This window comes from Streptomyces roseolilacinus (assembly GCF_014649335.1).
GTDB classification, from domain to species: Bacteria; Actinomycetota; Actinomycetes; order Streptomycetales; family Streptomycetaceae; genus Streptomyces; species Streptomyces roseolilacinus.
In genome coordinates this window covers 1-12,369 of record NZ_BMSV01000017.1, presented here as the reverse complement: position 1 = coordinate 12,369, position 12,369 = coordinate 1, and the positions used below count along the sequence as shown (strand labels likewise).

Sequence of the window (12,369 nt, the reverse complement as noted above, 5' to 3'; positions counted from 1 at the left end):
TCCTCGTTCCGCGTACCCCCTCTGCGCCGACTTCAGTACCCCTCCTCCACGCGCCGGACGGTCAGGGCCACCGTGTCGTCCGGATGCAGGATCACGGTGTGCATCTCCTCCGCGAGGGCGCCGGGCACCTCCGCCATGGGCAGGTCCCGGTGGCGCCGGGCCGCCTCCGCGAGGCGCTGCTCGCCCTCGCGGGGGTCGCGGCGGCTCTCGGTCAGCCCGTCCGTGTACAGGACCAGCAGGTCACCCGGGTCCATCCGGTCCCGCAGGAGCGTCTCGCTGCCCGGCAGCGGGAAGCCGACACCCCGGCCGGCCGCCTCCAGGAACCGGGTGGCGCCGTCACGGCGCACCAGCAGCGCCGGCGGGTGGCTGCCGTTCGCCAGGCACAGCTCGCCCGTCCGCGGGTCGATGCGCACCACCTGCACCGTCGCCATCAGCTCCTGGTCGAAGGCGGCCAGCGCGTCGGCGGCCCGGGCGACCAGCGTCCCGAGCGGGTGGCCCTCCAGCGCCAGGGTGCGGACGGCGTGGGTGACGTTGAGGGCGCTGCGGGTGCTGGTCAGCCCGTGGCCGAGCGCGTCCACGATGGTGATGTGCACCGTGCCGTCGGGCAACGCGAACCAGTCGTACAGGTCGCCGCCGGTCGGCGCGTGCTTCTCGGCCGGCTCGTACCGCACCGCCATCTCCAGCCCCGGCACCTCGACCGGCGGCGGGCGCAGCGCGTCCTCCAGCTGGCGCAGCATCCGGCCGTGCGCCTGGCGCAGCTGCTCGTCGCGCTCCTCCAGCTGCACGTAGAGGGCGAGGACGCCGCTGTTGGTCTCGGCCAGTTCGTCCTTGAGCCGCCGGTGCTCGCGGTCCAGGCGGTCCAGGCGCTCCGTGAGGAAGGCCGCCTCCTCCTCCAGCAGCGCCACCGGGTCCGGCCGTCCGCCGTCGGCCGGCGCGGCGAGGCCGCGGGCCGCCTCGGGGTCCGGCAGGGGCAGTGTCCAGGCGGCCCCCGCGGGCGCCGGCAGGGCGGGCAGGGGCAGGGTGTCCAGGGCGGGTGGGTCCGTGCGGTCCGGCAGCGACAGGCGCACCGTCAGGGCCGTCCCGGTGTCCCGCGGGGGTGGCAGGACCTCCAGCGAGACGGCCCGCCCGGCGGCCAGCTCCGCCGCCGCGAGCCGGCTCGCCGACAGCACCAGCCGGGAGCGCAGGTCCGGGCCGATGCCGGCCCGGTGCGCCACCCGGCGCAGGGTCGTGCGCAGTTCGTCCAGGGAGTGGTGGGTGGTGGACTGGGCTCTCATGGGGATCTCCGGGCCGGGGCCACGGCCAGCACGGTGACGTCGTCCCGTGCCGCCCGGTGCCCGTGGGCCAGTACGACGGGGAGCAGGGGGACGGGGAGGCGGGTCAGGCCCGGTCCGGGCGACCACGCCCAGCCGCCGTCGACGCCGTCGCTGTGCAGCAGCAGCGTGCCGCCGTGCGCGTCCGGCAGCCGCTGCGCGGTCGGGGCCGGCATGTTCCAGCCGACGACGCCGGGCTGCGCGCCGAACCGGTGCCGCACGCCGTCGTGGCCGACGACGTACGCCCGGACGTTGCCGACGGCGCAGTGCCCGACCGCGCCGTCCGGTGTCCGCCGCAGCAGCCCCACCGCCGCGCCGCGGGTGTTCCGCAGCGCCTCGTGCACCGCGCGCATCAGCTGCGGCAGCGGCAGGCCGGGGGAGCTGCGGAACGCCCCCACGGCGCGCTCCGCGGCCTCGGCGGCGGCCGGGCCGTGCCCCAGGCCGTCCGCGACCAGGGCGGTCACCGTCCCGTCGCCGGGCGCGACCTCCAGGGCCCAGGCGTCGCCGCACGACGACTCGCCGTCGACGGGCAGCCGCAGCACGCCGACGTCCGGCACGGCGGCCTCCCGCGCGCCACCCGGCACCCCCGGGGCGGGGCCGCGCAGCCGGGCGCACACCGCCGTCCCGCGCCCCGGCACGGCGCGCAGCACGAAGTCGTCGGCCAGGTGCCGCAGGGCCTCCAGGTCGGGCAGGGGCCCCGGGCCGTGCGGCGCGGCCGCCTCCGGGGACGCGCCGGACGGCCACCGCCCCGCCCCGTCCGCGTCCGCCCCGTCGCCGGGGGCGGGGTCCGTGCCGACCGCGACGATGTCCAGCCCCGGGCGCAGCGCCGACGGCTGCAGGTACACCGCGCCCCGTACCGAGTGCCGGGCGAGGACGCGGGCCAGCTCGCCGGCGCACGCGGCGGCCCGCTCCGGCAACTCCCCGGTCAGCCCCCGTTCCACGGCCGTACGGCGCGCGGCGCGGGCCGCCGCCCGGGCGGCGCCGTCGTCGTCGACGGGGACGCGCGCGGTCACCGCGGTCACCGGTCGTTCCACCGCGTCACCACCACCGTCGTGCCCCGGCCCGGGGCGGTGCGGACCTGGAAGTCGTGCATGAGCCTGCGGGCCCCGCCCAGGCCGTGGCCGAGGCCGCTGCCGGTGGTGAAGCCGTCCTGGAGCGCGGTCTCCACGTCCGGGATGCCGGGGCCCTCGTCGCGGACCGTCAGCCGCAGGCCGCGCCGCCCTCCCGGGGCCAGCAGCCGCACCTCCAGGGTTCCGCCGCCGCCGTGGACGTAGGCGTTGCGGGCCAGCTCGCTGGCGGCGGTGACGACACGGGTCTGGTCGACGATCCCGAACCCGGCCCGGACGGTGGCCTCCCGCACGGCGTGCCGGACGGTCAGCAGGTCCTCCTCGCAGCGCACTTCGTACCGGGAGGACCGCTCGGCGTCGGCGTCGGGCCCGGCGCCCGCCTCCCCGTACACCGGGGCGTGCGCCGAGGACGGCGCGGCCGCCTCCGCGCCCCCGCGTGCCCGGACGCCGGGCCGTCCCACCTGAGCGCCCGCCGTCAGGGCGTCGCCCGGCATCATGGCCTGGCCTTTCCGGGAGGGCCGGGCGGGTGCGGCATCCGCTGCCAGCCGAGGGCGGTCAGCCCCTGCTCGGCGTTGAGCGCCGTCTCCACGCCGGTCAGCCGCAGTCCGAGCTCGACCAGCGTGATCGCCACGGCCGGGCGCATCCCGGCGACGATGACCCGCGCGCCGAGGAGCCGCGCCATGGTGGTCAGCTCCGTGAGCGTCCGCGCGACGAACGAGTCGATGATCTCCAGCCGGGAGATGTCGATGAGCACGCCGCGCGCGCCGTCGGACACGATGCGCTCGGTCAGTTCGGCGGTGAACGCCAGCGCCGAGGTGTCGTCCAGCTCGTTCAGCAGGCCGGTCACCAGCACGTCGCCCAGCCGCAGGATGGGCACGCCCGTGGGGCGGGGCGGCGTCACTCGGTCACCGGCCGGTCGGGGGAGGCGGACGCGCCGGAGCCTACGGCGGGCTGGTCGGTGAGGCGGATGGCGGCGGCCAGGGCGTCCGCCAGGGTCGCCCGTGTCAGGATCGTCGACAGGTCGATGCCCAGTTGGGCGATGGTCTGCGCGATCGGCGGGCGGATGCCGCTGATGACGCAGTCGGCGCCCATCAGCCGCACCGCGTTGACCGTGTGCATCAGGTGCTGGGCCACCGCCGTGTCGACGGCCGGGACGCCGGTGATGTCGATGATCGCGACCTGCGCCTCGTTGTCCTGGATCGCCTGGAGGAGGCTCTCCATGACCACCTGCGTGCGCGCCGTGTCCAGCGTCCCGATGAGCGGTACGGCCAGGACGTGCCGCCACAGCCGCACCACCGGGGTGGACACCTCCAGCAGCTGCCGGCTCTGCCGCTGGATGACCTCCTCCCGGCCCTCCACATACGTCTCGAAGGACAGCACGCCCGCCGCGTCGAGGAGCCGGTTGATCAGGATCGCGGCGGAGAACAGCTCGGCGGAGTCGCGGGTGGTGTACTGGACCGCCGTCAGCAGCGCCTCCTTCAGCGACAGCACGGCGAGCGAGGTCGCCGTCGGCGACGCCCCCGCGCGGGCGCGGCGCAGCGAGAGCTCTATCACCGTGCGCCGCAGGTCGTTCCGCGAGGTCACCAGCCGCTCCACGGGCACGTCGCTGGCGAGCCCGGCGGCCAGCGCGGAGATCAGCAGGTCGGCCTCCTCGCGAACCTCGTGCTCGCTCATGTCCGTGCTGAGCACGGCCTGTTCCAGCTGGAGCCGGACCCAGCGGTCCGCGATCTCCTCCTCGCGGTCGCGCAGCGCCTCGCAGAGGCGGTCCCGCACACTCGATTCGCTGGTATTCACATGTACCTCTCGCACTCGACGGATGGCACCCCGGCCGCAAGTCGTGAACACGCCCGTGACGCGCGGGACTCGGCCGGTTCCCTCCTGCCTTCGTACAACACGGTCGGAGGCGCGGGGCCCGTCGGGTCGCGGGCGCGAACCGCCGTGCGTCACGCCCGCCGCGACACTCCGGTGCGCCCCTACCCCCGTGAGGAGAGCCCATGCCGGGTTGTCGCCCGGTCGACGTACGCGGGGTCCGCGCCGCCGGCCGGGACGAGGCCGTGCGCGCGCACCGCGTCCGCGACCGCCGCCGCGAGCCGCGCGTGGCCCGCGTCGTCGGGGTGCAGGCCGTCCCACAGGTGCTCCGGGCGCAGCAGCGGGCGCCCCGGCAGCAGGACCAGGCGCGGGTCGCCGGCCGCCCGCAGCTCCCGTACGGCCTCCTCCATCGCCGTGCGCAGCTCCGCCAGCGTCGCGCCGGAGGCGTTCGCCGTCGTCTCGGCGTCCGGGCGCAGCAGCGGCGACACGACGAGCAGCGGCGTGTCCGGGTGGCCCTCCCGGACCGTGGCGACGAAGGCGCGGGTCAGCTCGTACAGGAAGGGCGGGGTCGTCGGCACGGGGCCCCAGCAGTTCGTGCCGAAGGCGAGCGTGAGCAGCGCGGCGGGCAGCGCGGCCAGCTGTCGCGCGATGGGCAGCTCGCCGCGCGCCGAACCCGCGTAGCCGAGGTTCACCGGGTCCAGGCCGAGGGCCCGTCCGGCGGCGGCGGGCCAGGCGTGCGCGGGCCGCGTGGCCCACCAGCCCTCGGTGATCGAGTCGCCGTACACGACCCAGCGCGGGCGGCGCGGCGCCGCCGCGACCGCGCCGCCCACCGCGCGCAGGCCGAGCACCACCGGCGCCGCGCCCTCCGGCGGGTACACGGTGAACACGGCGCCCCCGTCCACCGGCGGCAGCGTCAGGGTCACCGTCGCCTCCGCCGCGGACGGCGCGCCGTACGCCTCCCCGACGCACCGCCCGCCCCGCCACAGGCCGAAGCAGTGCGCCGGCACGGGCGGCCCGCCGTCCCGCCCGGGCACCCGCGCCCGGTAGCGCACCTGCACCGCCCGCGTCCCCGGCGCGGCGGCGAACTCCAGGCGCACGCCGACCGGCAGCGCGGCCCGCTCGACCAGTTCCCACGGCAGCACGCCCACCACCGACGGGTCCACCCGCACCGGCCGCGGGCCGTCCCACCACGCCGTGCCCCGCAGGAACGGCGCCGGCTCCAGCCACTGCCCGCCACCCGCCCGTGTCATCCGCGCCCCCTCGCTCGCCTCCGCGGGGCTCCGCGCCCGCCCTCGCGCCTTCTGCCGATACTGCCCCGATGTGTCGATTCATGCGGCAGCGCGCAATGTTTCCCCGTCCGTGCCCGAAGAGCGCAATGATCATCCGTCGATGCGCAACAACACTGCATTTCAGAATGCGAAGGTCTCCCCGTAGGCTCGGGGCCCGTACCTGGAGTGGCGGTGTCCGCCGGCTCGGCGGTTCCCCCCTTCCCCCGTGGGTTCCCTGTGGGCTCTCCCCGCCCGCGCGCCGCCGTCGGTCCCCGTCGTACCCCCGACCGCAGCGATGAAGGAGCCCCCGCAGTGCTCGATCAAGGCGCAGCCCCACCGGCCACCGAGCCCTCTGCCCCGAAGACCGCCGGTGTCTCCGCGTTCTCCCTCCTCGGCCGTCGCAAGCCGGTGGAAGACCTGGTCGCGGAGGGTGGTCAGGGGGAGGGCGGCTCGCTCCGCCGCTCGCTGTCCATGTGGCAGCTGACCATGATCAGCATCGGTGCCACGCTCGGCACCGGCATCTTCGTCGTCCTCGGCGAGGCCGTCCCCGCGGCGGGCCCGGCCGTCACCCTCGCGTTCGTCTTCGCGGGCCTGACGGCGCTCTTCTCGGCGCTCTCCTACGCCGAGCTGGCCGGCACCATCCCGGTCGCCGGCTCCTCGTACTCGTACGCGTACGCAACGATGGGCGAACTCGTCGCCTGGGTCTGCGGCTGGTGCCTGCTCCTGGAGTACGGCGTGTCCGTCGCCGCCGTGGCGGTCGGCTGGGGCGACTACCTCAACGAGCTCCTCAGCGGCACGATCGGCGTCACCCTCCCCGAGGCGCTCACCGCGCCCCCCGGCGACGGCGGCATATTCAACCTGCCCGCGCTGATCGTCGTCATGCTGGCGATGGTCTTCCTGCTCGGCGGCGCCAAGGAGTCCGCCCGCGCCAACACGATCATGGTCATCGTGAAGATCGCCGCGCTCGTCCTCTTCTGCGCCATCGGCTTCACGGGCTTCCAGTCCGGCAACTACGCCGACTTCATGCCGCTCGGCGTCTCCAGCGTCGGCGCGGCCGGCGCCATCCTGTTCTTCTCGTACATCGGCTTCGACGCCGCCTCCACGGCCGGCGAGGAGGCCAAGGACCCCAAGCGCGACCTGCCCCGCGCGATCATGCTGTCGCTGGTCATCGTCACCGCGCTGTACGTCCTCGTCGCGGCCGTCGCGGTGGGCGCCTGGGACTGGAAGAAGTTCGAGGGCTCCGAGGCCTCGCTCGCCACGATCATGAACGACGTCACCGGCCAGAGCTTCTGGGGCACCCTGCTCGCGGCCGGCGCGGTCATCTCCATCGCCAGCGTCGTCCTGACCGTGCTCTACGGCCAGACCCGCATCCTCTTCGCGATGTCCCGCGACGGCCTCGTGCCCAAGGTCTTCGCCAAGGTCGACCCGAAGACCGGCACCCCCCGCGCCAACACCGTGATCGTCTCGCTGTTCTGCGGCGTCCTCGCCGCCGCCGTCCCGCTCGGCGAGCTCGTCAACGCCACCAGCATCGGCACGCTGTTCGCGTTCGCGCTGGTCAACATCGCGGTCGTGGTCCTGCGCCGCACCCGCCCGGAGCTGCAGCGCAGCTTCAAGGTGCCGTTCGGCCCGCTCTTCCCGATCCTGGGCTTCCTGTTCTGCGGCTACAGCATGTACAGCCTCGACATGATCACCTGGGTGGTCTTCGGACTCTGGATGGCCGCCGGCCTCGTGTTCTACTTCCTGTACGGCATGCGCCGCTCCCGATTGGCCACCGCAGAGAAGTGATCCACCCCCCGTGCGACTCAACGACCTCGACGAACGCATCGTCCACGCCCTAGCCGAAGACGCCCGCCGCAGCTACGCCGACATCGGCTCGCTGGTCGGACTGTCCGCGCCGGCCGTGAAGCGGCGCGTCGACCGGCTCCGGGCCGAGGGGGCCATCACCGGCTTCACCGTCCGGGTGGACCCGGCGGCGCTCGGCTGGGAGACCGAGGGGTTCATCGAGATCTACGCACGGGGCAACACCTCGCCCGAGACGATCCAGCGCGGTCTCGAGCGCTACCCGGAGATCGCGTCCGCCTCCACCGTGACGGGGGAGGCGGACGCGATCGTCCAGGTCTTCGCCTCCGACATGCGCCACTTCGAACGCGTGCTGGAACGCATCGCGGGCGAGCCGTTCGTGGAGCGCACCAAGTCGGTCCTGGTGCTCTCCCCGCTGTTGCGGCGGTTCTCCTCCGGCTCGCCCGCCTGAGCCCCCTCCCGGGCGGCTACGAGAGCCGGGGCTGCCAGGGCACGACCCGGAAGTCGCCCGTCCGCCCGTCGACCTTCTCGAAGGGCGCCGAGCTGGTGCACGGCGGCACGTCCCCCTGCCCCGGGTCCTGCGTCATCCAGCTGTAGCCGAGCCGGTCGTGCCGGCCGTGGTCGTGGACGGTGACCCCGACCCGCCGCCCCCGGGGCCACCGGTCGCTCTCCTCCACGACACCCGTCACCACGGCCACCCTGCCGCCCGTGACCAGGCAGTCCACCCGGGCCCGGGCCCAGCCCGACGAACCGTCGGGGAAGACGTGGCGCAGCCGGAACGTGCCGGTCGCCGCCATCGGGTCCATGAGGTCCTCCGCGGCGAGGTGGGCGTCGAAGGCGAAGTCGATGTCGTGGCCGGGCCGGTACAGCTTCGCGTTCCCGGTGAGCGCGGCGGCCTCCTTCGGCGCGGCCGCCCCCCGTGGCGCGGCCCCCTGCGGCGCGGCCGTCCCCGTCGCCGCCTGCTCCGCCGCCGTCCCGTGCCGCGCGGTCCCCTCCGGCCCGCCGGCGACCGCCCCGGCGGAACCCGCCGCCCCGGCGGTGAGCAGCAGCGCGGCACCGAGCGCGGCGATCTTCGTACGACGTTCCATGGTGGTCGTCCCTCCCGTGTGGCTTCCCTTGACCGGACGCCCACCACTCTTCCGGGACGGCCCCGCCGGCACATCGCCCCCCGGTCGCGTCCCGCCTCCCCCGCGCGGCGGGGCGCCCCTCCGCCCCCGGTCGGAGCGGTGCGCAACGAATCGCCGCCGAGCCCGGCAAGCGCGCAACGGTTCGGCGGTCGGTCCGCAACGGTCACGCCTTGTCCGGGGAGAAGTCCGGACCGTACCTTTCTTGGGTCTCCCTCCGCTTTCCGCACCCCGACGAGGTCCGCCCATGCCGCCGCTGCGCACCGCCCTGCTCCAGAGCTCCGGACGGCTCGGCGACGTGACCGCCAACCTCCACGCCCTGGACGAGGCCGCCGCCCGCGCGGCGGCCGCCGGCGCGGGACTGCTGGTCGCCCCGGAGCTGTTCCTCACCGGGTACGCGATCGGCGCGGACATCGCCCGGCTCGCCGAGCCCGCCGACGGGCCCTCCGCCCGCGAGGCCGCCGCCGTCGCCGCGCGCCACGGCCTGGCGATCGCCTACGGCTACCCGGAGCGCGACGGGGACGCGGTGTACAACTCCGCGCGGCTCGTCGGCGCCGACGGCGCGCTCCTGGCGAACTACCGCAAGACCCACCTCTACGGCGGCTTCGAGCAGGACTGGTTCACCCCCGGTGACCAGCCCGTCGTCCAGGCCGAGGTCGGCGGCCTCCGGGTCGGCCTGATGATCTGCTACGACGTGGAGTTCCCGGAGAACGTCCGGGCGCACGCCCTGGCCGGCACGGACCTCCTCCTCGTGCCGACCGCGCTGATGCACCCCGCGGAGATCGTCGCCGAATCCGTCGTGCCGGTCCGCGCCTTCGAGAACCAGCTGTACATCGCGTACGCCAACCGGACCGGCCCCGAGGGCGACTTCGAGTTCGTCGGCCTGTCCGCGCTCGCCGGCCCCGACGGCACCGCCCGGGCCCGCGCCGGCCGGGGCGAGGACCTGGTCACCGGCGACGTCGACGCCGGACTGCTTCGGCGGTCGCGCGACGGGAACCCGTACCTCCGGGACCGCCGCCCCGCCCTCTACACCACCCTCGTCTGAGCGCCCTCCCCCCGCCCAGCACCCCCCTCGTCTTCACCCGTGCAAGGAGTCCGTACCCCATGACGTCCACGGTGCCCACCGCCGTCCAGCACACCGACGCGCAGCCGCCGATCACCATGTTCGGCCCGGACTTCCCGTACGCGTACGACGACTTCCTGGCCCACCCGGCCGGCCTCGGCCAGGTGCCCGCCACCGAGCACGGCACCGAGGTCGCCGTCATCGGCGGCGGCCTGTCCGGCGTCGTCGCCGCGTACGAGCTGATGAAGATGGGGCTCAAGCCCGTCGTGTACGAGGCCGACCAGCTCGGCGGCCGGCTGCGCACCGTCGGTTTCGACGGCTGCGACCCGGAGCTCAACTGCGAGCTGGGCGCGATGCGCTTCCCGCCGTCCTCCACCGCCCTGCAGCACTACATCGACCTGGTCGGCCTGGAGACCGCGCCGTTCCCGAACCCGCTCGCCGAGTCGACCCCGTCCACCGTCGTGGACCTCAAGGGCGAGACGCACTACGCGGAGACGGTCGACGACCTGCCGCAGGTGTACCGCGACGTCGCCAAGGCGTGGAACGACTGCCTGGAGGAGGGCGCGGACTTCTCCGACATGAACCGCGCCATGCGGGAGCGCGACGTGCCCCGCATCCGGGAGATCTGGGCGAAGCTCGTCGAGAAGCTCGACAACCAGACCTTCTACGGCTTCCTGTGCGAGTCCGAGGCGTTCAAGTCCTTCCGCCACCGCGAGATCTTCGGCCAGGTCGGCTTCGGCACCGGGGGCTGGGACACCGACTTCCCCAACTCCATCCTGGAGATCCTGCGCGTCGTCTACACCGAGGCCGACGACCACCACCGCGGCATCGTCGGCGGCAGCCAGCAGCTGCCGGTGCGGCTGTGGGAGCGCGAGCCGCGGAAGATCGTCCACTGGCCGCTGGGCACCTCGCTGAAGTCCCTCCACGGCGGCGACCCCAGGCCGGCCGTGACCCGGCTGCACCGCACCGCCGGCAACCGCATCACGGTCACCGACGCCAACGGCGACATCCGCACCTACCGCGCGGCGATCTTCACCGCCCAGTCGTGGATGCTGCTGTCGAAGATCGAGTGCGACGACTCGCTGTTCCCGATCGACCACTGGACGGCGATCGAGCGCACCCACTACATGGAGTCGTCGAAGCTGTTCGTCCCCGTCGACCGGCCGTTCTGGCTGGACAAGGACGAGGAGACCGGCCGCGACGTCATGTCGATGACGCTGACCGACCGGATGACCCGCGGCACGTACCTGCTGGACAACGGCCCCGACAAGCCGGCCGTCATCTGCCTGTCGTACACCTGGTGCGACGACAGCCTGAAGTGGCTGCCGCTGTCCGCGAACGAGCGGATGGAGGTCATGCTGAAGTCGCTCGGCGAGATCTACCCGAAGGTCGACATCCGCAAGCACATCATCGGCAACCCGGTGACCGTCTCCTGGGAGAACGAGCCCTACTTCATGGGCGCGTTCAAGGCCAACCTGCCGGGTCACTACCGCTACCAGCGCCGCCTGTACACCCACTTCATGCAGGACCGGCTCCCCGAGGACAAGCGCGGCATCTTCCTCGCCGGCGACGACATCTCGTGGACGGCCGGCTGGGCCGAGGGCGCCGTGCAGACCGCGCTGAACGCCGTGTGGGGCGTCATGCACCACCTGGGCGGCGCGACCGACCCGACCAACCCGGGTCCGGGCGACGTCTACGACGAGATCGCCCCGGTGGAGCTGCCGGAGGACTGACGCCCCAGCGGCGTCAGCAGCATCCGGCCCACCAGTCCCACGGAGCGGTCGAGGCGTTCGGTGAACTCCTCGGCCAGCTCCGGCCCCCACGGACCGGGCGCCCGGCCCAGCTGCCACAGCGACCGGGCGGCGAGCCACGCCCCGTCGCGCGCCCGGTCCAGGCTCCAGCAGCCCAGCAGGTGCGTCAGCGGGTCCGCGACCTCCAGGAGGTCCGGGCCCGGCACCAGCTCCTCGCGGATCCGCTCCTCCAGCAGGACGAGGACCTCGCCCACCCGCTCGAACCCGCCCTCCAGCCGCGACGGGCCGCACCCGAGCGCCCGGCAGGTGTCCACGACGGCGAGCGCCAGGTCGTGCCCGACGTGCGCGTTGATCCCGGCCAGCGCGAACTGCAGCGGCCGCACCCCGGGATGGCGCCGGTACGCGAACAGCGGCCGCCAGCACGCCGGGGCCCGCCCGCCCGCCCCGACCGCGTCCACCGCCGCCACGTACCGCTGCGCGAACCGCACGGCCAGCGCGGTGACGTCCCGGCGGTCGCCGGCCCCGCCCTCCCCGGCGCGCCGCCCCAGCTCCCCGGTGACCGTCAGGTACACCCGGTTGAACACCGCGACGCCGTCCCCCGCCGGCCACAGGGCGCCGAAGGCGCGCATCCGGGCCGCCACCGCGTCCAGCGCGGCCGCGCCGTCCGGCGCGTCCGCCGTACCTCCGTCCGGCGCCGCGTCCGCCGCGCCCGGCGCCGCGCCCACGGCCGGCGGTTCGGCGCGGGCGCTCAGGGTGGACTCGTCGATCTGCCCCATGCGGGCAGGGTCCCAGCCGCCGCACCCCCCGCGGAAGGCGTCGGGCGGCGCGTCCCCGGAACGGGGGACGGACCCGCGGACGGCGGGGGAGCGCGCCGATGCGCCCGCGCCCGCGGTCCGGTCGTGCGCCTAGGTCGTGTCTTCAAAGTCCCGTCTGCCTGCCGACGCCTGGCACGCACTCCCCCGAGCTCTCGGCTGCGCTCGAGCAGGGGGGACCCCCAGCCGCGTCGTCGTCGGTCACCCATGCTCCGCAGTGGCTCCCTCCTCCGCCTTGCGATCGCACGCACCAGACGCCGCCCGGCCCGCCCTGCGGGCGAACGACGCCACTTCGAAGACACTCCCTAGGCCGTGTCCGGAAAGTCGATCGCTCGTTGCTCTGTTCGTGGTGCGTCGACATGAAC

12 protein-coding genes are annotated in these 12,369 nt (G+C 74.8%); 4 read left to right on the top strand and 8 right to left on the bottom strand.

What is annotated here, in order from left to right; all coding sequences use genetic code 11:
• Nucleotides 1-32: 32 nt before the first annotated feature.
• The 6 genes from IE106_RS28410 to IE106_RS28385 form a co-directional block, all read right to left on the bottom strand.
• The gene (locus tag IE106_RS28410) at nt 33-1,274 is read right to left on the bottom strand and encodes a PP2C family protein-serine/threonine phosphatase (protein ID WP_189538107.1); all 1,242 of its coding nucleotides are present in this window, start codon (nt 1,272-1,274) and stop codon (nt 33-35) included.
• Entirely contained in the window at nt 1,271-2,332 is a 1,062-nt protein-coding gene (locus IE106_RS28405) for a SpoIIE family protein phosphatase (RefSeq protein ID WP_229840870.1), read from the bottom strand. Before IE106_RS28405 ends, IE106_RS28410 begins: the two co-directional genes overlap by 4 nt.
• Entirely contained in the window at nt 2,329-2,874 is a 546-nt protein-coding gene (locus IE106_RS28400) for an anti-sigma regulatory factor (protein WP_189538105.1), read from the bottom strand. The genes IE106_RS28405 and IE106_RS28400 overlap by 4 nt, the downstream gene beginning before the upstream one ends.
• A complete protein-coding gene (locus IE106_RS28395; protein ID WP_189538104.1) occupies nt 2,871-3,278 on the bottom strand; it encodes an STAS domain-containing protein in 408 nt (135 codons plus the stop codon). The genes IE106_RS28400 and IE106_RS28395 overlap by 4 nt, the downstream gene beginning before the upstream one ends.
• Nucleotides 3,275-4,171: an STAS domain-containing protein gene (locus tag IE106_RS28390; protein WP_189538103.1), complete on the bottom strand. Its 897-nt coding sequence runs from the start codon at nt 4,169-4,171 to the stop codon at nt 3,275-3,277. Before IE106_RS28390 ends, IE106_RS28395 begins: the two co-directional genes overlap by 4 nt.
• A gap of 179 nt (nt 4,172-4,350) precedes the next feature.
• Nucleotides 4,351-5,436 carry a GDSL-type esterase/lipase family protein gene (locus tag IE106_RS28385; protein WP_189538102.1) on the bottom strand — a complete coding sequence of 362 codons (1,086 nt, stop codon included), beginning with the start codon at nt 5,434-5,436 and terminating at the stop codon, nt 4,351-4,353.
• 330 nt (nt 5,437-5,766) lie between these two features.
• Between IE106_RS28385 and IE106_RS28380 the strand changes: the two genes are divergently transcribed.
• Together IE106_RS28380 and IE106_RS28375 are read left to right on the top strand one after the other, a co-directional pair.
• Nucleotides 5,767-7,239 (top strand): amino acid permease, encoded by a 1,473-nt coding sequence (locus IE106_RS28380; protein ID WP_189538101.1) that lies wholly within the window; start codon nt 5,767-5,769, stop codon nt 7,237-7,239.
• A gap of 10 nt (nt 7,240-7,249) precedes the next feature.
• Entirely contained in the window at nt 7,250-7,705 is a 456-nt protein-coding gene (locus IE106_RS28375; RefSeq protein WP_023589679.1) for an Lrp/AsnC family transcriptional regulator, read from the top strand.
• A gap of 16 nt (nt 7,706-7,721) precedes the next feature.
• On the opposite strand, the gene IE106_RS28370 is transcribed toward IE106_RS28375, so the two are convergent.
• Complete coding sequence (locus IE106_RS28370) at nt 7,722-8,342, bottom strand: Repetin (protein ID WP_189538100.1); 621 nt, start codon at nt 8,340-8,342, stop codon at nt 7,722-7,724.
• Between the two features lie 283 nt (nt 8,343-8,625).
• On the opposite strand from IE106_RS28370, the gene IE106_RS28365 reads away from it, so the two are divergent.
• Together IE106_RS28365 and IE106_RS28360 are read left to right on the top strand one after the other, a co-directional pair.
• On the top strand, nt 8,626-9,423 hold the full coding sequence (locus tag IE106_RS28365) for a carbon-nitrogen hydrolase family protein (protein ID WP_189538099.1): 798 nt from the start codon (nt 8,626-8,628) through the stop codon (nt 9,421-9,423).
• A 59-nt stretch (nt 9,424-9,482) separates the two neighbouring features.
• On the top strand, nt 9,483-11,174 hold the full coding sequence (locus IE106_RS28360; protein ID WP_189538098.1) for a flavin monoamine oxidase family protein: 1,692 nt from the start codon (nt 9,483-9,485) through the stop codon (nt 11,172-11,174).
• Here IE106_RS28360 and IE106_RS28355 read toward each other — a convergent pair.
• Nucleotides 11,135-11,842, bottom strand: coding sequence for a DUF5995 family protein (locus tag IE106_RS28355; RefSeq protein ID WP_189538161.1), 708 nt, complete (start codon nt 11,840-11,842; stop codon nt 11,135-11,137). The genes IE106_RS28360 and IE106_RS28355 overlap by 40 nt on opposite strands.
• Between the last annotated feature and the right edge of the window lie 527 nt (nt 11,843-12,369).

Bases quoted from the DNA above. Each gene is read 5' to 3' on its own strand.
- IE106_RS28365 (WP_189538099.1), top strand. From the start codon at position 8,626: ATGCCGCCGCTGCGCACCGCCCTGCTCCAGAGCTCCGGACGGCTCGGC.
- IE106_RS28360 (WP_189538098.1), top strand. From the start codon at position 9,483: ATGACGTCCACGGTGCCCACCGCCGTCCAGCACACCGACGCGCAGCCG.
- IE106_RS28410 (WP_189538107.1), bottom strand. From the start codon at position 1,274: ATGAGAGCCCAGTCCACCACCCACCACTCCCTGGACGAACTGCGCACG.
- IE106_RS28385 (WP_189538102.1), bottom strand. From the start codon at position 5,436: ATGACACGGGCGGGTGGCGGGCAGTGGCTGGAGCCGGCGCCGTTCCTG.
- IE106_RS28400 (WP_189538105.1), bottom strand. From the start codon at position 2,874: ATGATGCCGGGCGACGCCCTGACGGCGGGCGCTCAGGTGGGACGGCCC.
- IE106_RS28370 (WP_189538100.1), bottom strand. From the start codon at position 8,342: ATGGAACGTCGTACGAAGATCGCCGCGCTCGGTGCCGCGCTGCTGCTC.